Origin of the sequence: Mesorhizobium sp. J8 (assembly GCF_016591715.1) — a bacterium.
Taxonomy (GTDB): Bacteria; Pseudomonadota; Alphaproteobacteria; order Rhizobiales; family Rhizobiaceae; genus Mesorhizobium.
Genome location: NZ_AP024109.1, coordinates 1,472,197 through 1,494,068, shown reverse-complemented (window position 1 = coordinate 1,494,068; position 21,872 = coordinate 1,472,197). Strand labels below are relative to the sequence as shown.

Annotated in this window: 16 protein-coding genes and 1 pseudogene; 13 read left to right on the top strand and 4 right to left on the bottom strand. The window is 58.0% G+C overall.

What is annotated here, in order from left to right:
• Nucleotides 1-120 precede the first annotated feature (120 nt).
• The 4 genes and pseudogenes from MJ8_RS06800 to MJ8_RS32725 form a co-directional block, all read left to right on the top strand.
• Nucleotides 121-1,962 carry an ABC transporter ATP-binding protein gene (locus MJ8_RS06800; RefSeq protein WP_201413674.1) on the top strand — a complete coding sequence of 614 codons (1,842 nt, stop codon included), beginning with the start codon at nt 121-123 and terminating at the stop codon, nt 1,960-1,962.
• A complete protein-coding gene (locus MJ8_RS06795; protein WP_201413673.1) occupies nt 1,962-3,869 on the top strand; it encodes an ABC transporter ATP-binding protein in 1,908 nt (635 codons plus the stop codon). Before MJ8_RS06800 ends, MJ8_RS06795 begins: the two co-directional genes overlap by 1 nt.
• A 318-nt stretch (nt 3,870-4,187) precedes the next feature.
• The gene (locus MJ8_RS32645) at nt 4,188-4,778 is read left to right on the top strand and encodes a cold-shock protein (protein ID WP_201413672.1); all 591 of its coding nucleotides are present in this window, start codon (nt 4,188-4,190) and stop codon (nt 4,776-4,778) included.
• Between the two features lie 13 nt (nt 4,779-4,791).
• Nucleotides 4,792-4,917: pseudogene (locus MJ8_RS32725) on the top strand (IS1 family transposase); the annotation flags it as partial.
• 379 nt (nt 4,918-5,296) lie between these two features.
• On the opposite strand, the gene MJ8_RS06785 reads toward MJ8_RS32725, so the two are convergent.
• Nucleotides 5,297-6,925: an MFS transporter gene (locus MJ8_RS06785; RefSeq protein WP_201413671.1), complete on the bottom strand. Its 1,629-nt coding sequence runs from the start codon at nt 6,923-6,925 to the stop codon at nt 5,297-5,299.
• A 515-nt stretch (nt 6,926-7,440) separates the two neighbouring features.
• On the opposite strand from MJ8_RS06785, the gene MJ8_RS06780 reads away from it, so the two are divergent.
• The 4 genes from MJ8_RS06780 to MJ8_RS06765 all read left to right on the top strand — a co-directional run bounded on the left by MJ8_RS06780 (nt 7,441) and on the right by MJ8_RS06765 (nt 10,701).
• Nucleotides 7,441-8,127: a transposase gene (locus MJ8_RS06780; protein WP_201413670.1), complete on the top strand. Its 687-nt coding sequence runs from the start codon at nt 7,441-7,443 to the stop codon at nt 8,125-8,127.
• A 324-nt stretch (nt 8,128-8,451) separates the two neighbouring features.
• Nucleotides 8,452-8,748 (top strand): DUF982 domain-containing protein, encoded by a 297-nt coding sequence (locus tag MJ8_RS06775; RefSeq protein ID WP_201413669.1) that lies wholly within the window; start codon nt 8,452-8,454, stop codon nt 8,746-8,748.
• A 250-nt stretch (nt 8,749-8,998) separates the two neighbouring features.
• Complete coding sequence (locus tag MJ8_RS06770) at nt 8,999-9,247, top strand: DUF982 domain-containing protein (RefSeq protein WP_201413668.1); 249 nt, start codon at nt 8,999-9,001, stop codon at nt 9,245-9,247.
• 647 nt (nt 9,248-9,894) lie between these two features.
• Complete coding sequence (locus MJ8_RS06765; RefSeq protein ID WP_201413667.1) at nt 9,895-10,701, top strand: GGDEF domain-containing protein; 807 nt, start codon at nt 9,895-9,897, stop codon at nt 10,699-10,701.
• Nucleotides 10,702-10,946: 245 nt separating this feature from the next.
• Here MJ8_RS06765 and MJ8_RS06760 read toward each other — a convergent pair whose 3' ends face one another.
• The 3 genes from MJ8_RS06760 to MJ8_RS06750 all read right to left on the bottom strand — a co-directional run bounded on the left by MJ8_RS06760 (nt 10,947) and on the right by MJ8_RS06750 (nt 15,144).
• Nucleotides 10,947-11,975, bottom strand: coding sequence for an LLM class flavin-dependent oxidoreductase (locus tag MJ8_RS06760; RefSeq protein WP_201413666.1), 1,029 nt, complete (start codon nt 11,973-11,975; stop codon nt 10,947-10,949).
• Between the two features lie 115 nt (nt 11,976-12,090).
• Nucleotides 12,091-13,209, bottom strand: coding sequence for a histidinol-phosphate transaminase (hisC, locus tag MJ8_RS06755; protein ID WP_201413665.1), 1,119 nt, complete (start codon nt 13,207-13,209; stop codon nt 12,091-12,093).
• 504 nt (nt 13,210-13,713) lie between these two features.
• Nucleotides 13,714-15,144 carry a dicarboxylate/amino acid:cation symporter gene (locus MJ8_RS06750; RefSeq protein ID WP_201413664.1) on the bottom strand — a complete coding sequence of 477 codons (1,431 nt, stop codon included), beginning with the start codon at nt 15,142-15,144 and terminating at the stop codon, nt 13,714-13,716.
• A 290-nt stretch (nt 15,145-15,434) separates the two neighbouring features.
• Here MJ8_RS06750 and MJ8_RS06745 point away from each other — a divergent pair, with 290 nt between their 5' ends.
• The 5 genes from MJ8_RS06745 to MJ8_RS06730 all read left to right on the top strand — a co-directional run bounded on the left by MJ8_RS06745 (nt 15,435) and on the right by MJ8_RS06730 (nt 21,617).
• Entirely contained in the window at nt 15,435-17,258 is a 1,824-nt protein-coding gene (locus MJ8_RS06745) for an ATP-binding protein (protein WP_201415331.1), read from the top strand.
• Nucleotides 17,255-18,613, top strand: a complete 1,359-nt coding sequence (locus tag MJ8_RS06740; protein WP_201413663.1) for a sigma-54-dependent transcriptional regulator — start codon at nt 17,255-17,257, stop codon at nt 18,611-18,613. The genes MJ8_RS06745 and MJ8_RS06740 overlap by 4 nt, the downstream gene beginning before the upstream one ends.
• A 313-nt stretch (nt 18,614-18,926) precedes the next feature.
• Nucleotides 18,927-19,955 carry a LacI family DNA-binding transcriptional regulator gene (locus MJ8_RS06735; RefSeq protein ID WP_201413662.1) on the top strand — a complete coding sequence of 343 codons (1,029 nt, stop codon included), beginning with the start codon at nt 18,927-18,929 and terminating at the stop codon, nt 19,953-19,955.
• A 553-nt stretch (nt 19,956-20,508) separates the two neighbouring features.
• Nucleotides 20,509-20,691 carry a hypothetical protein gene (locus tag MJ8_RS32160; protein WP_263649696.1) on the top strand — a complete coding sequence of 61 codons (183 nt, stop codon included), beginning with the start codon at nt 20,509-20,511 and terminating at the stop codon, nt 20,689-20,691.
• Between the two features lie 176 nt (nt 20,692-20,867).
• Nucleotides 20,868-21,617 carry a carbonic anhydrase gene (locus MJ8_RS06730; RefSeq protein WP_201413661.1) on the top strand — a complete coding sequence of 250 codons (750 nt, stop codon included), beginning with the start codon at nt 20,868-20,870 and terminating at the stop codon, nt 21,615-21,617.
• Nucleotides 21,618-21,872: the final 255 nt, after the last annotated feature.

Below are 21,872 nucleotides of genomic sequence, written 5' to 3'. Positions count from 1 at the left end.
CGGATGGGGGCCAGCTTTGCATTCAGGGGCATTTGAGGGGGAGATCATCCGGCTCAAGCCGCTCCGAACGGCCCTGGATCAGTCTGGAATGTACCCTCGAAAAGTAAGGCTGTTGGCGGCGTGACGAAGCTCGGGAATTCGCTCGCGCATAGAGAAGCGTCCGGCTCGGACCGGGGCTTGAGCACGATAGCGCGCATTACCCGGATGAACTTTAAGCACCCGTGGCAGGTCGCCATCGCTATCGGCTCGGCACTGATCGCGGCAACGCTTCAATTGCTTATCCCCGAACTCCTCGGCCAGGCAATCGACCAGACCCAGACAGCCGCCGGCGGGGATATCACCGCGGCGGGAGCCCAAGAGGCGCTGCGGACCTCGGCCTTCCTGCTGCTTGCCGTCAGCGTGCTGCGCGGCCTTTTCACGCTGGCTCAGAACTATTTTGCCGAAGCGGTCGGACATCACGTCGCGTATGAACTGCGGGTCGCTTGTTATGAGAAGATCCAGCGACTCAGCTTTTCTTTTCACGACCAGGCGCATTCAGGCGATCTGATCACTATCGGCATGCTCGATCTGGAAGGCGTGCGGATGTATTTTTCTGCCGCTCTGGTTCGGGCCGTTCTGCTTATGATGTTGATCGGGATCGGCGCCTACCTGCTGATTTCCACCGACGTGGTTCTTGGCCTCCTCGCGCTGAGCTTCGTGCCCTTCGTCGGGTGGCGCTCATCGATCACCCAGCTCAAGCTGCGCGCCACTTGGCTTGACCTGCAGGAGCGGCTTTCGGTTCTTAGCCGTGTAATGGAAGAAAATCTCGGCGGCGTCCGGGTTGTCCGTGCCTTTGCAGCGCAGGCCTACGAGATGCTGAAGTTCGACCGCGCATCGAAGAATGCGCTTGGGCTCATGTACGAACGAGTCGAGATTTATGTGCGCAACATTTCTGCGATGAATTTCTCATTCTTTTTCGCGATGGGACTGGTTGTGTGGACCGGCAGCAACAAAGTCATCGCGGGCGAAATCAGCGTCGGCAAACTTGCGACTTTCCTGACCTTTATGACGATCCTACAGATGCCGGTTCGCCAGATTGGCTTGATGGTCAACGGCTTCGCCCGCGCCTCGACGTGCGGTTCGCGCCTGTTCGGATTGCTCGACCTGGATATCGCGATCAAGGACGCTAGTGATGCCAAACCGCTCGAAATTAGCGAAGGCACGTTGCGCTTCGACAATGTTTCATTCGCCTATCCCGATTCAGAGAACCGCCCAATTCTGAAGAATATCAGTTTCGAGGCCCGCAAGGGCGAAACGATCGCCATTGTCGGCCCGCCGGGCTCCGGCAAGTCGACGATTGCTCATCTGATCCCTCGTTTTTACGACGTCGCCGGCGGCGTCATCTCGCTTGACGGCCAGGATATCCGAGGGGTCACCCTTGCCACGCTTCGCAGGGCGGTCGCGGTCGTGCAGCAGGATGCATTCCTTTTCACCACGACGATCGAAAACAATATCGCCTACGGGGATCCCTGGGCCAAGGAACAGCGGATCGCGCGCGCGAGCGAGAAAGCTCAGCTTCACGACTATGTTCTCGGTCTGCCGACCGGCTACAAAACGGTAGTGCGCGAGCGCGGCGTGTCCCTTTCGGGTGGCCAACGTCAGCGCCTGGCTATCGCCCGCACGATGATGCTGCGCCCGTCAGTCATCATCTTCGATGACTCGACTGCCGCGATCGATGCGGCCACAGAGCAGCGCATTCGCTGTGCCGTGCGACTCTTTGCCGAGGATCGCGTGACCATCATCATCGGACACCGGCTGAGTTCGCTTATGCATGCCTCCCACATCCTGTTTCTCGAGAATGGCGAAATTGTCGAGCGTGGTACTCATGGCGAGCTTGTGGCGAACGGCGGACGGTACAAGGCCCTTTACGATCTCCAGGTGCGCCCAGATGACTTGCTGCCCGAACAAGAGGGAGCGAACTGATGGACCAGGCCGGCGAAGTCGATGCGGAACACAACGATGCCTGCGAGGACGACCGGCGTCCGCCGCATGCAGTCGTCGGCTCGCACCGTATCGAAGAGGAGATATTCGGGCGGGCTTTTGACAAGAATATTGTCAGGCGCATTTGGGCGTTCGTCTGGCCGTACCGCACCGACCTGATCATCTCGATTGCCGCAATGTTGATCCTCACCGGCACGCAGCTTCTGGTCCCGCTCATCATCCGCTTTACGATCGACAACGGCATGCATCCGCAAAGTGGCGATCGCTCGGTCCTGCTTGCAGCCGCCGGCGCCTTCCTTCTCACTATTTGCGTCAATTTTATCGCCAGCTACACCCAAGAGATCGTGGTCTACAAAATGGCGGAAAATGTTCTGTTCGACATGCGCCGTGCCACGTTCGGCCATCTGCAGGAGGTGGCGCTTTCCTTCATGGACAACACAGAGGCAGGACGGCTGATGTCGCGTCTGCAGGGCGACGTCAATTCCATGCAGGAATTCCTCGAGACCTCGGTCTTTTCGCTCGGCGACATCACGCTTCTGTTTGGGATCGTGTTCGTCATGCTGTGGCTCGACGTTCGCTTGGGGCTCCTTACGCTCTCAGTGTTGCCGGTCCTCTTCATCGTCCGCGTCATCTGGCTGCCGCGCGCCCGCGACGCCTTCATGGCCGCCAATGAGGCCAATTCGGTTTCCAATGGCGCGCTGGCTGAAGCCATTCACGGTGTACGGGCCGTGCAGTCCATGGACCGCCAGGAGGTCAACTTAATTCTTTACGATGATAAGGCGCACGCCAATCTCAAGACACATCTGACCGCCGCCAAATACGCGCAGATCATGGTGCCGATCGTCGATGGCCTGACCGGCTTTGCCATGGCGGTTGTCATCGTCGTCGGCGGCTCGATGGTCATGAACGACCGCATCGACGTGGGTGTGATGGTCGCTTTCCTCTTCTACATCCAACGCTTCTTCGACCCGATCCGCTCACTCACCTTACAATATTCAATCATGCAGCGCGCGATGGCGTCGGGTAAGCGCCTGACCGACGTGCTTGACGTCAAGATTGAGGTCCAGGACAAACCGAATGCCAGGGTGCTTTCGCCCGAGATGGACGGCTCGATCGAGTTCAGGAACGTTACTTTCGGGTATGATCCCAAGCATCCGGTACTGAAGAACGTGTCGTTTAAGGTCAAGCCCGGGGAAACCGTCGCCCTGGTCGGTCCGACCGGTTCAGGTAAATCGAGCGCAATGGCGCTTGTCCACCGTTTCTATGATGTCCAGCAGGGCCAAGTGCTAGTCGGTGGATACGATGTGCGCGATCTCACCCAGGAATCGCTTGGCCGTCAGGTCGCGATGGTGCTCCAGGAGCCGTTCCTTTTTACCGGCACGGTTTTCGAGAACATCCGATACCACAAGACCGACGCTACACGGGAAGAGGTAATCGAGGCCGCCATGGCGGTCGGCGCTCATGGCTTCATCGTGCGCCTTCCTGGTGGATACGATGCTGCTTTAGGTGAACGTGGCGGCAATCTCTCGCTAGGCCAGCGGCAGCTTGTCAGCTTTGCGCGCGCGCTTGTGGCAAATGCCAAGATTCTCGTCCTCGACGAAGCAACCGCCAATATCGACAGCTACACGGAAATGCTGATCCAGAAGGCACTGGTCAGGCTCCTCGAAGGCCGCACTGGCCTCGTCATCGCTCATCGCCTTGCCACGGTGCGAGACGCCGACCGTCTTATCGTTCTTCAGGATGGCAAAGTCGTCGAAACCGGCAAGCACCACCAGTTGATCGCCAGGGGAGGTCTTTATTCCAAACTCTACAACCTCAATTATGCCTCGTTCGACGACACCCCCGATGAGCAAATGAATATCTCTGCAGCAGCCGGCTTACAAACCTGAGGCGCGAACGTCCGATGAAGCCAGTGCGCATCTCGATCGCGCTTTGCCGAGCCGCGATCGCCAACGCGTCGGCGGCTTGCGGAAGCAAATCGAGCGGCTCGTGCTGACGAGCAAGCGAGTATCAGATTGCGACTTCGCCACTCCTGTTGGAGACGGTTTTGGCTTATCTGGCATCGACCCGGGACACGGCTATAGTTTGGGCTATGCACGGCGCGTTCCTCGGTGACGTTGACTGACATGCGATGGCTGACATTGATTAGCAATCTGCAGCGCCTTATTGTCGTAGCATCCTGCCCTTTCTAATCCAGCCGACGTGATATGAGCAGATACAAAGACTATCGCAAGCCACGTCGGCATCGAGATGACGACGAGCCACTTCCTCTCGCCGACGGGCCTTTCACGCCGAGCTTCTTCCAGCGGCCGTCACCTGCAGTCGCAGAGACAGTCGGCGCACAGGTCAAGTGGTTCAACGCAGGCAAAGGATTCGGCTTCGTCAAGCTGTCAGATGGCAGGGAGGCCTGTCTGCCACTGCGCGTGTTGGAGACGATCGGAAGCCGGGACGTCGCGGCGGGTACACTCCTCAAGGTCACGTTGGAGGAAACGCGAAAGGGATATCAGGTTGCGCAGGTGTTGGAGGTCGGAGAACTTATTCCGACCGCTTCGGCGCTTGCGACTGCCGACGAAGAATCCGCCGTTCGACGGTTGGAAGCCTCGGGGACCGTGAAGTGGTACAACTCTGAAAAAGGTTTCGGCTTCATTGCTCCCGAATCCGGCGGCAAGGATGTCTTCGTTCACGCCACCGAGCTGACCGGGGCGGGGCTCACACTGCTGATAAAGGGGCAGAAGGTCCTTTTCGTACTGGGCCAGGGCAAAAAGGGTCCCGAGGCCCAGCGCATTCGCCTTGGCTAGAGCAAGGCGTCACGCGATCGCCTCGCACTTCATGTACTGCAATTTTGTGCACATCCATAAGACTTTGAGGGTCACGCCAGCTATGGCCGCTGGCGCCACCGACAAGCTTTGGGAGATCGCGGACGTCGTTGGGCTGGTCGCAGCGAAGCAAGCCAAGAAGCCGATGGTGCGCGGTGCCTACAAAATGCGCGAGAAAGCTGCTATCGCTTAAGCTATGAAGGAAACCGTTCTGGCGATGCTGGAGCAGCATGTGCTCCTAGGCGCGCGACACATTGCGCGCCAGAGGGAGATCGTCGCGGACTTCCACCACAAAGGTTTCAGGACAGACTTAGCCGAAGAGCTATTGAGCCTGTTCGAGCAGATGCAGCTTCTACACATCGCTCATCGAGATCGGCTCTTAAATTCAAACTGACCCACTACCCGCTCGTTCGTGACAGGATGTCGGCAGTCTGCCTGCCCGTATCTCCGCGCCTAGATGATCGTCCTATCTCGAGCCAAGTATTGGCTCGCCGTTTCGCTCAAGTCCTGCCAAAATGGGGCCTGAGCGGCATATCATCGTGTACACGCACGGTTTGGCGTTCAATCTTATGATGGATCTTGGGCGGGCAATCTCCACGGTGCAGGGCCTCAAGGCGCGCAACGATTTCGGCGTCATCCTGGGTCTGCCTCTTGTTGTGGCGGACATACTCGACCCAGGTCGGCACGTGGTAACATTCGGTCCATAGTTCGGGCTTCTCCAGGTCGCGCAGCAACGCCCATTGTCTGGCGCCATCTCGCAGCCTGGCTTTTCGCCATGATGTCATCACTGTGAGAAATTCTGGGACGTCGCTCTGATCGATTCGATAGTCGACCATTACCATGATCGGGCCGCTTCGTGGGCGCAGATCAAGTTGCAGGGTCGGTTCGCAGAACTTGTTGGTCGGATCGAGGTTGAGCGTTTCAAAATCCGGATGACGCAGAACGATGCCGATCAGCCCCCCAAACACAAGAACCAAGCTAGCCAGAAGCAATGCTCCCGAAACGCCTTGCACATCCGCCAACTCGCCCCAGAGCCAGCTTCCCGCCGCCATGCCGCCATATGCGGCCGTCTGATAGAGGGCTAAGGCTCGTCCAACCACCCACCGCGGGGCCGAAAGCTGAACTGTGACATTAAACAGCGAGAAAGACTGGATCCAGGCCGCGCCAGCCGGCATGAGCAGCAGGCAGGTTAACCAAACGTGCTCGCTCCATGCCAGAAAGAAGCAGCTGATCGCCAGTGTAAGGAACGCGCCGCGAATGACCCATTCGTTGGAGAGAACTTCGCGAGTCCGCCCGATCAGAAGCGCGCCGCAAATCGCACCAAGGCCAAAGAAGCCGAGCATTACACCATAGGTAACTGCGGTGCCCTTGACCTGTTCGCGCGCGACCAAGGGCAAGAGCGCCAAAATAACGACCGCGGTGAGGCCGAAAATGAAACTCCGGCACATCACCTTCAGAAGATTTGGTGACAGGAGCACGTAGCGGAAGCCCGCCGCCATCGCACTGCCGAAAGCCTCGCGCGGCAACGTCTGGCGCGCCCATACGGTTTTCCAGCGCAACAGCGCGGCGATGAGGGCGACATAGCAGAAGACATTGAGGAGAAACGCAAAGGCCGCCCCGGCTGTCGCCACGATTATGCCGCCAATCGCCGGTCCGACGCTGCGCATGAGGTTGTAGCTCATGCCATTGAGGGCAACTGCGCTTGGCAGATGCTCGCGAGGAAGGATATCTCCCATCGAGGCTTGCCATGAAGGATCGTGCAATGCCCAACCGCAGCCGATCAGGAAAGTGAGACCCAAAAGGCTCCAGGGGGTGATTTCCCCAGCGTAGGTCAAGAACGCCAGCGAGGCGGACACGCAAACCATCAGCAGTTGCGCCGTCAACATGATCCGGCGACGATCAAAGTTGTCCGCCATCGCTCCCGCCGCGAGCGAGAAGATCATGTACGGCAAGGTGGTTGATGACTGGACGAGCGCCACCATTCCGTGGGAAGTGGCAATGCTCGTCATCAGCCACGCAGCCGCCACGCCTTCGACAAGCGTGCCAAGATTCGAAATAAGGGCGGCCGACCACAGCGAACGGAAGGTCTTGTGCTGAAAGGGTACGAGAGGAGATGTTCTCTTCGCCATTATGACCGCACGGCTGGATTTTTCAGCTCACTCAACCACAGCCCCGCCATTCAAGCCAAGCTGCCACAGTGGCCGCGCCTGCTAACCCAGGAGATAGGTAGAGCTATTTGCTGGCCAGATTCGGCGTTGTCCCCTGCAAGCGAGTTTTCAGGGGACACTGAAGAAAATCGAGATGCAGCAGTTTCCAATTCCTGAGTACGTCCGACGGCAGGATGCGACATTCGATCCGAGACATCGCCGCCCCTGCAGCGTCGCGATGCCCGGAGCACATCCGAACGGACCTGCTCCCGTCGCATCCTTGCAGCCATTCTCCTGGCCTGAGGCCCGCGCTCAGCCCGCCTGCAGCTTTCCAATACGCTTTTCAAAGATCTCCGCGGCGATTCAGCACTCGGATCCGGCGTCACTTGTGCCTCGAGGGCCTTATACGATAAAGCTCCACACGAAGCAGGAAGCGCCAGGATTTCGAACGGCGACTTCTCCTTATTCTTCTATTCGTTTCTCACCAGGAAGGAACTATGAGGCGCCAGACGCGACCATTCACCGTGGAAGTCAAACAGAAGCGGACTTTTAAAAAAACCGCCCGTTCCATCTGGGGCGATTTCGATATCGCCGCTGCAATGGCCGAAACAACAGAGGAACTCCAGAAGATCCAACCGCAAAATCGTCAGCTTGTTGACTCAACCGTCGTGGCCCTTAATGCTGAACCTTTGCACAAACAGCAAGTGGAGCCTTTCATGGCAAATCGTCTGGAAACCGAAACAGCAGTAATTACTCCCGAACCGGCAACCAAAGCGGAGACGCCAAAACCGAAGGCAAGAACGTCGCGGTCGAGGAAGCCAAGCACTGAGCTGAGCGCGCCTGGCCGCAAGAATGGCGCCAAGCCGGCATCGACGACCACTGACGCACCGCCATCGGCACGCACAGGCCGCAAGGTCTACTCCGCAAAGGAGCGCGGCCAGAAGCTCGCCCAGATCGAGACGTTGATCGGCGGCGGCGCCACTCTCAAGAGCGCGGCGAAGCAGGCCGGCATCTCTGAACAGACATATTATCTTTGGAAGAAAGCGGCGACGCCTGCAGCGGACAGGGACGAGCTAAAGGATCTCGTCGCGCTCGAGGAAGAAAACAAGCGGCTGAAGAGCCTGCTTGCGGATCGTCTGCGCAAGGAGAATGCGGAGCTGAAGAAAAGGCTTGGGCTGGGTTAATCCAGCCTGGGTCGGCGGCTGCCTAAATCGACGCGCTAGAAAGGCGATGCCGCGACGTCTTTTGCTGCTCAGCATTGTACGACTGGGTTAGGCAACTGGATTCAACGTTCATCGGCGCAGGCCAGAGCGATGGACATCGTCGCCCAATATGGTCAAGTTTGCAGCACGAGGCTTGCCATCGATCTGATCCCTTCCGCGCGGGCGACTCGCCGCTTTTTCCTCTTGAAGCGTCATCGCGCTGACAACACATTCTGCAACGGTCGGCGGGCGTCGACGAGGCCCGCCTCGTAAGTCGGCTGTTCAGCAGGTTGGGAGGAGAACGAAATGCAGGCGCAGGCCTTCGGTACCCCTATTTTCGTGAAGCGTGCCGCCTATGTCGTGCAAGAGATTGCCAACCTCGAGGACGCCATCGATTTTCTCGACGAGTGGCCCGAAGATCGCAGAGACCTGATCCACGAGACCGCCCTTAAGGCCTGCTATGATGCCTATGATGGACACAAGCCTTTAAGCGCTGCCCGCGCTGCCTTTTACGGCTTTGCGAAACGGGCCGCCATATTGGAAGATCCAACCTCGGCGATGCAGTGGATTGCTGCCTGCAAAACGGGCAGCGGAAACGGCTAGTGTGAACTTCGGCGATTAGATGAGGACGGGCCGGGACACATTTTTTGGGAGACAATTTTGTGTGCATATCGGCGCCCGGAAGGGGGACCAGTTGTAGTCATCATCTGGAAGGGCGCCCGACCCGGGCAGGCTTGGCGACCGGAACCCCACGTCGAGGTTGCGCGCGTCAGCGGCGGAGAGACAGCGGGATCGTTCGGCTGGGCAACAGGGCGACGCTTAGTCTGCGCATGCCGGCTGCAGGGAGGGAAAGATGACCGGCTTGAGCAGATTCGAGCGGCCAGTCGTCGTGCAGCTTAGACACCATGGCTCAGAGCGTATTGTGTTAGATGTCAATGACGCGGCCGCTATCTTGCTGCGAGATCTTCCTCGTGAAACCGAGAAACGCAAGATAGCGATGGACGCATGTCTCCAGGTGCTACGTGGCCAAGCTCACCCCCCAGCCGCTCGACGCGCGTTTGTTGCGGCCGCGCTTGAAGCAAAAATACTGCGGGGCGACTGAGAAAGGTCCCGCTTGCTCTTTGACAGATTTAATCCGTCGGAGCGGGTACCGCTTGCATTCAAATGCAACGCGCCCTCCACCTAGACGTGATATGTTCTTCAAGAGGGCGGCCCAGCGCTCTCGGCGAGCGATGGTGGGCAAGCGGGTTAGCTGGGTTTCGGCGTGCGGTCGGACGCAGTAGTATCAGGGTCGTTTTGACATCCAGGCGACGCATTGTTCGAGGCGTTCCAACCTGGCCTTGTGCGAACGCAGCTGGTGACCTAGGTTCTGCAAATTGGATTTGCCCCTGGAAGCCGCAGCGTTGATCAGTTCGGCTTCGAGCAAGGCGATCCTATCTCGTATCTGCTGAGCTTCAGTCGATCGTCTATCTCTGATCCAGCCTAGGCCACGCATATTCAACGACCACCGTCCATGCAGCATGGAATAGCGCCTGAATACGCCGTCGGTGTCGAAAAACTCCAATTTTAACCGTCGCTAAAATCATCGCGCTGCCCCGGCATTGCTCGCTGTCATGGACCTTGGCATACGGACACGTCTCGTATGCTTCTTCCCCTGCGCTTTCATTTCAAGATAATCTTAATCGACCTGGTAACGGCTCTTTCAGCGCCATTGTCTAAAAAAGCGATGCCAATCTTTAAAGAAACAGCATGACGCCGCGCACCAAGCGTATTTTGGGCAAATCGATAGTCGTCACGATAATCGCAATCGTCGCGACCTTTGCTCTGTCGTTTACGGCACGAATCGCCTTGCACATGCCGATCGACTGGCTGAGCTGGGTGGAATGCACCGTGATCCCCATTCTGATCGGAATGCCCGTCGGCGCCTACATCTTCGCCCAGGCGGAAACCATCCAGGACACATGTGACAAGCTGGAGAAGTCGTACGCGGCGCTCAGAGATACACACGATCGGCTCACCTTTGTAACCAGTCACGACCCGATGACGGGGCTTCTCAGCCGTGGCGAGTTCATGGCCAGGATGGACCGGCAGCGTGATGACGGAGAATGTGACACGCTTCTTGTGATCGATCCGGATCACTTCTCCTTGTTCAATGACAAGCACGGCCATGCCAGGGGTGACGAGACCTTGGTGCAGATTGCAAAGGCGCTTGTCTATCTGACTCGCGCAGGCGACTCGATTGGTCGCCTTGGCGGCGAAGAGTTCGGGGTACTGCTGCGAGGCCTGCGGAAAGAGCAGGCAATGACCGTTGCAGAAAATATCCGTCGGCATGTTGGAGGACTACCCTGGATCAAAGGGCTAGCCGATGATGTGAAGGTGACCATCAGCATCGGCGGTGCGGAAATCCCTCGCAATGCAGACCCTCAAGATGTCCTTCGCACAGCGGGACGGTGCCTTCTTGATGCCAAGCAACGTGGGCGCAACCGCGTTTCGTTCGATCATGAAGCGGCCAAACTGCGATTGATGGCGCCGTGTCGAGCCCTTGAGACAGACTGATGTAAGAAGCCTCCTTCTGCCGGTCGGATGAGCGGCCGGCAAAGGTTCGTTTTTGCTGCGCAGCGGCGTCAACGCGTTTTCTCAATTGTGTTTGAAAGCAGCGGTTGTGCCAACATGCTGGCGCCGGCCCGGACCTGAGGACGACAGGCGGACCGAGCCGCACTGGCCAGTTGAACTGGCCCCTCGCAGGGAGAGGCAAGCCGTACTGGCGCAACGATTTCCAAAGTCGGATACCACGTTAATGCTCAGCCAAATCGAGACATGATTTCGGATTGCATCGTCACTGCGGTGTATAGGGACGCTTCCAGTGGCAAATCTCCAAACGCGAGCTGGCAAAGAAGATAGTTGGCACCAGCTATTTCCAGCTGATTGAGAAGAACTTCCCGCACAAACGTCGCCGTTCCTGCCACGCACAATTCACTCTCTACCGCCGCTTCGAAGGTCAATGGCAGGTTTGGTGGAGTCGGGATGTCATTGAGATCATAGAGGAACTTGAAGCTCGTGAGCCATCGTTCATAAGCAGGTGCCGCGAGCGAATAGGCATGTGTGTCAGAGCGACCAATCACGACCATGCGCAGCAATCCAACGAATGGCGCTTTGCTGTGCCCATTAGCGTTGTGCTCCCGATGGGCGTGGAAGGCGTCCGTAACTTTTCGGACGGAGGAGGAAGGGCCTACGCAAGCGAGATTTGCGCCATTCGCGGCGGCCCATTCTGCCGATTCGGGTCGAGCGGCGGCGACCCATGTAGGCGGATGCGGATGCTGGTGCGGTGTAAGCGTCAAAGGAACGCCATTTAGCTCAAAGTGGCGGCCTTGATACGACGATGTCGCGCCTTTCATGGCGTCGAGGAGGATTTCACTGGCTTCCGCATAGCGGTCTGGCACCGCGTCCGCACCTATGCCGAAATAACCCAACTCGACCGGGAGAGAGCCTCGCCCTATACCGAGCTCGAGCCTGCCGCCGCTCAACTGGTCAAGCATACAGATCTCTTCGAACGCACGAATCGGATGATAGAGGGCAAGCAGCATCACCAAGGGACCGACACGCAGTTGGCGGGTACGCTGTGCGACGCTCGATAAGAAAAGGTTCGGCGACGGACCTCTCCCATGTGGGGTGCAATGGTGTTCTGCGAGGTGATAAGCATAAAATCCGAGGTGATCGCATGCCTCCGCCAACTTCAGGCGATCTGCGTATTGTGGCCCGATGTCGCGGCCGTCCTCGTCCAAGTGATCGAAGATTCCGAAGGTCAGCTTCGACGGGAAGGTATTTGTCACCCTACTATCTCCAGTTTTGATGCAGTGTGCCCCTCGCTTCGGACAACTGTCGAAGCAATCAAGGACGTTGGACATGTTTTCAGTTCAGGCCGTCGCCCGTGGAACAGAGAAGAATCTAGTTTTTTTCTAGTTGCTGGTTCTGGATACTTGATCTGTCAAGGATACCCGAGACGGCGTTTAGGAATGCATCCATTTGCCTTTTTGTACCGACGCTAACACGAATGTAATTTTCCAAACCTTTTTCGGGAAAGAAGGCGACAAGGATTTTGCGCCGTTCCAAGGCTTCTTGCCACCATCTGCCGTCTTGTCCCGCCGGCACGCGGGCTAGCAAGAAATTTGCATGTGAAGGTTTGACAGAAAATCCAAGTTGCGCCAGCGCGAATGCCACTCGCTCTCTTTCATGCTTGATGTGTTTGTGGTTCTCTTGGTAGGCGGCGCGATGAGCAAGAATGCTGATGCCAACCGCATGGCCGATTACGTTCATGTTGAAGACGTTCTGGATATTGCGTAGCCTTCCGATGACTTCGGGGTGGCCGAAACCGAAACCAACACGAATACCAGCGGCGGCGTAGCTTTTTGAAAACGTTCGCAAGAGCAGAACATTCGGATAATTGTCGATGAGGCGTAGGCCATTATCCGGCGCAAAGTCGACATAGGCCTCGTCCAGGACGATCAAGTGACCCGATTGCGCCGCGAGGCGTTCGATCTCGGCCACCGGAACGAACGTTCCGGTTGGATTGTTCGGGTTGGCCAACAGAATGAACTTCGCCTTTTCTGCAGGCCCAAAAAGCAATTCGTCTATTGGCAGGAAATTAGCCTTGTTGCACTCGATTTCGACAAACCGAGCACCATGCAACATTGCAAGTTTGCGGTTGAACGAAAAACCTGGCGATAGCATTGCCACGCTGTCGCCAGGATTAAGAAACGCTTTGTAGATCAACCCCAGAAGTTCGGAAGAGCCGTTTCCGGCGATCACCTGATCCTTCGCGAGACCATAGGCGTCTGCGGCCGCTTCCCTCAAGCTGACGTTGTCGTGTTCAGGATAAAGATACTGCCGCTCCATGGCTGCAAGCGCTCTTTGCATTACAACCTTCGGCAACGGAAACGGGTTTTCATTGGCGTTTAGCCTGACATAATTGTCATCCGGCGCAGGTTTGTCGGACGGTAAAGGCTCTAGCCTCTTTGCCATATGCGAAAAAGACGAAAGCACACTTTTTATTTTTACATCCGACATTTCTTTCTCCAGTCAACCGACATCAGTCGCAATTGTCGCCTCCCCGTTGGCGATATTTCGTGTAGCCTCTGCCACTTTTTGCTTAGCTCAGTTCATTGATTCCAATCTCATTGTTCCTCGATTTTCATTTCTCGGTTACGACAATACTTCCCAGTGTCCCATCTTGAGCTTTAGCTATCCGTTGCTTACCGCGGCGCTGTAGCGTGGGCAGCTCACCCAGTGGACTCTCCATTTCTCCGGCTTTGCATCCGTTGCGCACGCCTCGTTCTCTATCACCGACATGAACAGGCGCTGGTCTTCGCCTGGGGCGCTCTTCGTACTTGCATCTCTCGCGTGATGGCGGGCCAGCACCTCCCGATGCTCGGGCCGGAGCTGGCAAGGCCAAGTCGCTGAGTGTCTATGATCGACGCCGTGCCGGTGAACAGCGCCCCAGGCGAAAGTTGGCGCTTATTGATGCGCGCCGTTTGTTCAGGTGCGTTTGCGCATTTAACGCCTCTGACTTCATCAGTCCGCGCGTCCCTGCTTGGGGTCTGCGGCTTGATTGTGCTGTGCTTGTGCGCGCCCAGGCGATTTAACAAGTTGCAACGATGTGACCTCGCTTGGCGCGTGCGCGACAGGTGATTGACCGGCCAATGTGGCGGCGAGCTGATGTCCCGCAAAGGCGGCTTCCAACTGCGCTTGGTCCAACTCGCCTTCCCAACGGGCGACCACGAGCGTCGCCACGGCGTTCCCGATGACATTGGTAAGGGCCCGGCACTCGGACATGAAGCGGTCGATGCCGAGGATCAGTGCCATACCAGCCACTGGAACCGACGGTATTACGGAGAGAGTGGCGGCCAGTGTGACGAAGCCGGCACCGGTGACCCCCGCTGCCCCCTTCGAGGAAAGCATCGCGACGAGGAGCAACAGGATCTGATCGCTGAGTGAAAGATCGGTGTTCGTGGCCTGGGCGATGAAGAGGGCCGCCAGCGTCATATAGATATTGGTGCCATCCAGATTGAAGGAATATCCGGTCGGGATGACGAGGCCCACGACCGAACGCTTGGCGCCGGCCTTCTCCATTTTCTCCATGAGAAAGGGCAGCGCGGCCTCCGAGGAGGACGTTCCAAGAACCAGCAGCAGCTCTTCCTTGATGTAGCGGATGAGGGAAAGGATCGAGAAGCCGTTGTAACGACAGACCGCGCCGAGAACCACGAACACGAACAGGAAGGCTGTTATGTAGAACGTCCCGACCAGCATCGCGAGATTGACCACCGAGCCGATACCGTATTTGCCGATCGTGAATGCCATGGCCCCGAACGCGCCGAGCGGGGCAGCTTTCATCAGAATACCGACCAACTCAAAGATGGGTGCGGAGAGCGCCTGGAGGAAGGATCTGACGGGCTTGCCCGTCTCTCCGACCATGGCCAGCGCAATGCCGAACAGAACCGAGAAGAACAGGACCTGCAGGATGTCGCCATCCGCGAAGGCACCGACAATCGTGACCGGGATAATGTTCATCAGGAAGCCTGTCACGGACTGCTCGTGGGCCTTTGCGGCATAGGCACCCACGGCCTGGACGTCGAGCGAGGCCGCATCGATGTTAAGGCCGGCGCCAGGTTGAATGACATTGGAGACGACGAGGCCAACGATCAGCGCGAGCGTCGAGAAGGTGAGGAAATAGACCATCGCCTTGCCGGCAACCCGGCCGACCTTCTGGAGATCGTTCATGCCGGCGATGCCGGTCGAAACGGTCAAAAAGATCACCGGTGCGATGACCATCTTGACGAGCTTGATGAAAGCATCACCAAGCGGCTTCAGGCTCTCGCCTACCCCCGGATAGAAATGTCCGAGTGCGATGCCGAGGGCGATGGCAGCAAGCACCTGCACGTAAAGCCGGGCATAGAAGGGTTTGCGTGGCGCGGAACTTGCGCTTTGGACTTGTGGGGTCAACATCAATCTCTCTCCCATGATCGGACCGGAGCGGCTCTTCCTCCCTCCCCGGCCTCTTCCGGCGCCGCGTTCGGGTCGAACGTTGCTGCGAAGTTCGTGGCAAGAGCCATGCCAAACCGGAAAGGTGAGCGAATCGCGCGATCTCGGATTTTCTGAGCGCCCCGCGCAGCGCCATTGTGTGCGGATTTCCGCAATTTCGGCTTTCGGTTGGCGGAATCCGGCACTAAGGTTTGAGTCTGGAGAATGCGGTGGCAGAAGACGGCATCGACGAGGGCAGCTCACACCACGCCCCAATGAACTTCCGTGGCAGATCGGCCGTCGGTCGATTTCTCTGGCTCGCGGTTTTGCTCGTGCTTCTTGGGTCGGCCATCGGTTTTTTCGTTTTTGCAACGGGCCGTATCGCCGGCACCAGAGCTGAGTCTGTACTGCGTGACCGTGCTCTTGCCGCGCGCCCACTTGCTGCCGACACTTTGAAGGGGGACATCGAGAAGCAACGGCTGATTCCGCGGGTCCTGGCGCGCGATGATGCGGTTCAGGAGATGCTTCGCAGTCCGCGTACCGGCGGGCAAGCTGCGCTCGACGACAAGCTTCGCGCCATCGCGCGCGACGCCGCCTCTTCTGTTATTTACGTCATCAACAGCGAGGGAACGACGGTTGCTGCGAGCAACGCCGGTGAGCCGACCAGTTTCGTCGGCCGCGATTACCGCTTCCGTCACTATTTCGCCGAGGCGATGGCCACGGGCATGGCTACGCAATACGCGCTTGGCAACGTCAGCGCGCGCCCCGGCCTCTTCCTGTCAAGCCGGATCGATGGACCGGACGGACCGCTCGGTGTCGTTGTGGTGAAGGTCGAACTCGACCGCGTGGAGTCGAGCTGGCGCGAGAGCGGTTTCATAGTGTTCACGACCGATGAGCGCGGCGTCGTTCTTTCTACCAGCGTGCCTCAATGGCGGTTTGGCGCTCCCTCGCCGCTTTCTGAAGAGGAAGTGGAAATATCCCGCGATCGTTTGCAAATGCCTGGCGGAGCCTTCGAGCGCGTCCCGCTGTCCTATCATGGCGGCAATCTCGTCACCGCAAGTCCTACGGGCAAGACGGCCGGTTTCGTCGCGGTTTCGCAGGATCTCGGTAAAGTGGTTCCAGGCTGGCAGCTGTCACTGCTCATTCCTGCCGATGCAGAGATTTCCGCAGCGATGATGAGGGCCCGTGCGACAACGCTGCTTGCCCTCGTGCTCGTGGGAGTTGTCGTTTTCGTTCTGGTTCGACGGCGCCGAGCAATCCGACAACGGCAGGAATCGCTTGCGCGTATGAACGCCGAACTGGAACATCGCGTCCACCTGCGTACATCAGAACTTCGCCGCTCGAACGAAGCGCTCGCAGCTGAGATCGCCGAGCGCGAGAACGCCGAGGCAAGAGTGCGCCGCCTACGTGATGAACTCGCCCAAGCGAACCGTCTCTCGATTCTCGGGCAGATTGCAGCTGGAGTTGCCCACGAGATCAATCAGCCGGTGACAGCAATTCGCACCTATGCCGAAAATGCTACACGACTTCTCCAAGGCGATAGGCCGCAGGAAACCGCAGGAAATCTGAAATCGATCATTGCGATAACGGGGAGGATCGGAACGATCACGGAAACGCTGAGGTCGTTTTCCCGCCGCGCCACCGGTTTTGTGGGGCCGGTACCGGCGGAAGAAGCGATTGACGGGGCGCTTTCGCTCCTTGCGGGCCGAGTCCGCGAATCCGGGGCGACAATCGAACGGACGCGGACCGATTTGTCTCTGATGGTGATGGCAAGCTGCATTCGACTGGAGCAGATCCTCGTCAATCTTCTCCAGAATTCGCTCGATGCGGTGAAGGGCCTGCCGGAGGCGAGGATCGAGATCGCGCTGGCTGTGAAGAGCGAAACTGTTGCGATTTCGGTTCGGGACAACGGTCCTGGCCTCGCCCCTGAAATTCGCAAGAGCCTTTTCATGCCATTCACCACAAGCAAGCAAAAGGGACTTGGTCTTGGCCTGGCCATTTCGGCTGAAATCGCCCAGGAACTCGGCGGCTCGCTGCGGCTCGATGCCGACCACGAGAACGGGGCTTCCTTCACCATCGAACTGAGGCGTGCCGAATGAGTTCCGAAAAAGGTCCGGTCATTTTTGTTGATGACGACGAGGATGTGCTCCCAGCTGCAAGGCAGATGCTGGAACTTGCCCGCTTCTGCCCCACCGTCGTCAATTCGGCCGAGGCCGCACTCGCCAGAATCGATGAGAGCTTCAACGGTCCCGTTGTGAGCGACATCCGCATGCCTGGCATGAACGGTCTTCAGCTCTTTGAGCGGGTGAAGGCGATCGACCCGGACATTCCGGTTGTCCTGATCACGGGGCACGGCGACGTCGAGCTCGCCGTCGCCGCCATAAAAGACGGCGCCTACGACTTCATCTCAAAGCCATATGAGACCGACCGGCTTTTGGCGACGCTGAACCGCGCTTCGGAAAAACGGCACCTGGTCTTGGAAAACAGGCGTCTCAGGGACGCAGTCGTCCAATCCGCGGGCGATATGCCCCTGCTGGGGAACGCGCCCAGTATGACAGCGCTGCGCCAAACGCTCCGCCAGATCGCCGATACCGATGTGGATGTCCTTGTGGAGGGTGAAACCGGCACAGGCAAGGAGGTGGTCGCGGATCTGCTTCACCGATGGAGCAGGCGAAGCGCGAAGCCGTTTGTAGCTTTGAATTGCGGAGCGTTGCCTGAAAGCGTCATCGAAAGCGAACTTTTCGGGCACGAAGCAGGCGCGTTTACCGGGGCGCACAAGCGCAGAATCGGCCGCGTCGAATATTCGAACGGCGGCACGCTCTTCCTCGACGAAATCGAGTCCATGCCGCCTGCACTCCAGGTGAAACTTCTGAGGGTACTCGAAACCCGGCAGATCACGCCGCTCGGTACCAACGAGACCCGCAGCATCGACGTTCGTGTCGTGGCGGCGACAAAGGTCGACCTCGGCAATCCGGCCACACGTGGTGATTTCAGGGAAGACCTCTATTTCCGGCTAAACGTCGTGACGGTTCATATCCCGCCGCTTCGCGAGCGGCGCGAGGACATCCCGGTCCTCTTTGCACATTTCCTGGAACGCGCGTCCAAACGCTTCCGCAAGCCTGTATGGGAAATAACCGCGCCCGTGCGACGCCATCTCATGGGTCACGATTGGCCTGGCAATGTTCGCGAACTTGCGCATTTCGCCGATCGCGTTGCGCTGGGACTTGAAGGGACGCCGAGGCCGCTCCATCGAAAGGAAGAGCCGGAATCAAACCTCCCCCTTTCCGAGAAGGTCAACGTTTATGAGGCGACCGTCATCCGCGAGGCGTTGCACCAATGCGAAGGCGACGTGAAGACGACGGCCGAGTTTCTGCAATTGCCTCGCAAGACCTTTTACGACAAGCTGAAACGGCACCGGATAATTCCGGCTGAGTATCGAAACAGCCGCGGTTGATCGAAACCGTCTTGAACTCGCCCCATCGCGGAAAGGCTGCGATGAGGTTGTTAGCGCCACCGAATCAAAGCCGCTTTTGCCTAATGGTATTGCTTGCGCCTTCAACAGATAAGGTCGCGCTCCGGCTATATGTGGAATGTATCCATAAAAATGCGCCTGGTCACCAGTCACTTGCATTGGAAATGCCAACGAGCACTCGTAGCGCCGAATCGCGAATCCTCGAGCGCGGCTGGCAGCAATTCAGGTTGATAGATTTGTTAAATTTTTGTGACCCTCTTGTATGTTCCTGATGACGTCCTGTTATGGTCGAACCATGGCTAAGCGTCCCACAATTGCTGATCTCGCCCGCGAAGCCAGGGTGAGCGTGGCCACGGTCGATCGGGTTTTGAACGCTCGTTCTCCGGTGCGGAAAGAGACCGCGAGGCGGGTCTGCGAGGCGGCCCGCGCCATCGGCTTTAACGGGGCTGGTTTGCTGCACCAACGCCCGCGGCGGAATTTGCCGGAGTACCGTTTGGGCTTCATCCTTAGGGAACCGGCCGAGCATTTCTTTCAGGATTTCGCACGCCAGGTCGAAGCTACAGTCGCTTCGGCGCCTTTCCGAGGCACTCCAATCATCGAATTCGCCCCGTCGCATGCACCTGGCGACCTAGTCGCGCTGCTCGAGGACGTGGGTGCACGCTGCCACGCGATCGCTATGGTAGCGCCGGATCATCCAACCATTACGGCAGCCGTCGCAGAACTCAAATCGAATGGCATCCCTGTCTTTTCGCTGTTTTCCGATTTCGCCGCAGGCGTACGCGAGGGCTATCTCGGTCTCAACAACCGGAAGGTTGGGCGCACGGCTGCCTGGATGTTTTCCAAAATTGCAAAACGGCCGGGCAAGGTGGCGGTCCTGGCCGTCAGCCACCGTTTCCAGGGACCCGAACTGCGAGAAAGCGGCTTTCGCTCATATTTGCGTGAGAAAGCGCCGACATTCGAGGTGCTCGATACGCGCGTGAATCCGGTTACGTGGCAGACTACCTACGAAGCTACACTCGATCTCATGCAACGTGAATCCGACCTTGTCGGCTTCTATGTCGCCGACTCAGGCATGGAAGGCGTCATCGCTGCGCTCCGGGAGGAGGGCGAAGGGAGTGATCTCGTCGCGATTGTCAACGAGATCACGCCGGAGTCACGGGCGGCGCTCGCCGACGACGTCATAGCGATGGCGGTCGCCACGCCCCTGCGCCGGCTTTGCCATGAGTTGATAACGCTGATGGCCAGGGTAATCGATACCGGCGCTGCGGCGACGCCATGGCAGACATTCCTGCCTTTCGAAATTTATTTGCCGGAAAATATTTGATGGCCAGAATTCCCTCTCTTTAAGAGGTTTGTGGATTGGAGCACCATGCCCGCCGGCGCGATCTGGGGTGCGGCGCATCCACGCTTCGTGAAAAATCTGGAGCCGAAGAAATGATCACTACCTCGTCGAGTTCTGGTCTGGCGATCGTCCATTGGTCCGGAGACCCGCGAGGCTGGTTTCGTTCCGCGCCAACGCAATCGTCGATGAAGTGCCGACGTCGGCCCTCCGGCAGAGTGTCCGGGCGCCAGAGCGATCGCTTCCGCACGCGGCGTCGATTAGGTCGCCGCGCTTATCGTCGGCAGCCGGGCTCGCTGTATATCCATGCCGCGGATGAGTTTCATCCAAACAATCTATTTTCGTAATTTCGTGAGATAGGGCAGATGTCAATCTGATTGACCGTCAAGTGACGTCGAGCACAAGGTTTACGAGCGACGTCGGAAACATCGAACTATAAGTAAGCTCATCAGACCGGGAGCCGAATCGCTCAGAGTGCTCACACAGCCAAACGTAATACCGCCGGAGTCATTCCGGAACTCTTGAGCTCTTGAACCAAATGGCCCGGAATGCTGACGTTGAGGTGATTTCTTGGCACGACTTTCTCTGCGATGGCATGACATGCAAGACGGGGATCGACGGAAAATCTCTTTACCGAGACAGCGGCCAGATTTCCTATGAAGGGTCGCAGATCATCGTTCGCCAGACAAGACTTGCCGAGGCCAATCAGGCTGCTCGTTAGAGCTGATGAGATGGCTTGAGGCCGCCAGATGCGGCAGGTGGTTCAAAAGTTGCAGGCGAAGCTTCTGCAGTAAGGCTCGTGTCCGAGCTGGGACACTGCGCCAGATCGCATGCGTCGTCTTCCAGACATTTCCTGCAATTGGAAGAGCATCAGCTCGCGTAAAAAGGGAAAGCAATATGCATCGCCGTCACCTGATCAAAGGGTTCGTTGCGCAGGGCGCTTGCCTCATCTGTGCCGCGGCCGCGCGAGCGGATGACGCCCATTGGGGGTACACTGGCCAGGTGGCGCCCAAGCACTGGGCGGATCTGGACAGGAAGAATTTCGTCTGTTCGGCGGGCACGCAGCAATCACCCATTGATATCACCAACCCGATCAAGGCGGACATACCGCCCATCGCCGTAGATTGGCACAAGGGCCGCGGCAAGCTGGTGAATAACGGCCACACCATTCAAATCAATATGCCGCAAGGCAGCAAGCTGACTCGTGGGAATCGCACCTTCGAATTGATCCAATTCCATTTTCATGCACCAAGCGAGCATCGCATCGCTGGCAAGATTTTTCCGATGGAGGCCCATTTCGTCCATAAAGACACAAAGAGCGACAGCTTGGGTGTCCTGGGGGTCTTTCTGACGCCCGGCGCGACAAATGCCAGCTTTGCCGGCCTGGCCGCGGCATTTCCCCCGTGGCCAGGCACGGCAATGGCCGTCGAGGTCGATCCCAACGGGCTTTTGCCGGCTTCGCTCGGCTACTGGACCTATGAGGGATCATTGACGACGCCCCCCTGCAGCGAGAACGTCGAATGGATGTTGGCAAAGGAACCGGTCGAGGTCGATCCTGCGGACATCGAGCACTTTCTGTCGCTCTACCCCTTTAATGCACGGCCGATCCTTTCACCTAATCGGCGCTTCATCCTAGGCATCGACTGAGCCGTGGAGCGCGGCCGTGATGGACGTCAGGGTGCGGCTATAGCCGGGCGGGCTCGCCTATGGACAGTCGGCGCGAAGTTCGATCGTGTGATTCGCCGCCCTGCGCGGCAGGAGCATCGGCCAGGATCAGGAGAGACCAACTGACCGTTCTGCTTTTGAGATCTATTGCGCTCGAGACCTTCGACGTCTTCTCCGCGGCGAGAACGGCACTTGTCGTTATGATGCCCCTGATGTCGGCGGAAAAGCCAAGTCGCT